We start from the raw sequence: 1,106 nt of genomic DNA, 5'->3' as shown, positions 1-1,106 counted from the left end.
CCCTCGCTGTGGTTCGGGGGGGTGGGTATTGTTTTAACCCCCCCGGGGGGGGGGGGGGGGCGCCGGGGCGCCCGGCGGGGGGGGGGGGGGGGGCGGGGGCCCCCCCCCGCGCCCGGGTGGCCGGGGTGCCGTTCGCCGCGGATGTCCTCCAGGACGGCGGTGATCGCCGCCATGATCCGCGCGCTTGCTTCGTGCAGGACCGCGGCGGTGGGTTCGAGGTCGTAGAGGTCGGAGAGGTCGACCGGTGGGCCGACCGCCACCACGAAGGTGGGCCGGGGCCGGAGCCTGACCCGTCGTCCGCCGAGGCCGTACGGCGGGACGACGCGGTGGGCGCCCCACTGCGCCACCGGGACGACCGGTGCCCGCGTCATCAGTGCCAGGCGGGCGGCGCCCGTCTTTCCCGGCCCAGGCCACAGGTCGGGATCCCGGGTGAGGGTGCCCTCCGGGTAGATCGCCACGCACTCGCCGCGCGCGAGCGCCTCGCGCGCCCCGTCCAGGGCCTGCGCCGCCCGGCTGCTCGCACGCTCCACCGGTATCTGCCCGGCCGCCCGCAGGAGCGGGCCGACGAGCGGCCGCGTGAACAGCGAGGACTTGATCAGGAACCTGGGCGGCAGGCCGGTGCGGTACTGGAAGTACCCGTAGACGAACGGGTCGAAGACCGAGTTGTGGTTGACGGCCGTGATGTAGCCGCCCTGCCGGGGGAAGTGCTCGGTGCCCCGCCAGTCCGGGCGGCCGGCCAGGCGGCAGGCCAGACCGCCGACGGTGGCCACGAAGCGGTAGGCCGGCCCGAGCCGGGGCGTGGGCCGCCGTGCGGGCTGCCGGGTGGGCCGCGGCCCGGAGGTGCCCGGCCCGGGGATGTCCGGAGCGGGGATGTCCGGAGCGGGGGCGTCCGGGGCGGCGGCGGGAATCGGTGGCATGCGCGGGCCTTTCGGTGGGGGAGCGCCGGGCGGCGGGTGGGTCCCCGCGGTGCGGGCGGACTCTCCGGACGCCTCTCACGGGACCGGGTGGTGGGCGGGGGGGGGGGGGGTGAGCCGCACACCCGGGGGCCGCCCCCCGCCCCGGGGGGCGCGCGGGGGGGCCCCACGAGGGGGGGGGGGCCGCGCGGC

General features: G+C 79.1%; 1 protein-coding gene. It reads right to left on the bottom strand.

Annotated features, from left to right (window positions below; translation table 11 throughout):
- The coding region (locus ACFV0O_RS40110) for a lysophospholipid acyltransferase family protein (RefSeq protein WP_380349576.1) at positions 1-770 on the bottom strand (770 nt) is incomplete at its 3' end.
- Between the last annotated feature and the right edge of the window lie 336 nt (positions 771-1,106).

This window comes from Kitasatospora sp. NPDC059577, assembly GCF_042735475.1.
Classification (GTDB): domain Bacteria; phylum Actinomycetota; class Actinomycetes; order Streptomycetales; family Streptomycetaceae; genus Kitasatospora.
This window is presented reverse-complemented; position numbering and strand designations above follow the sequence as displayed.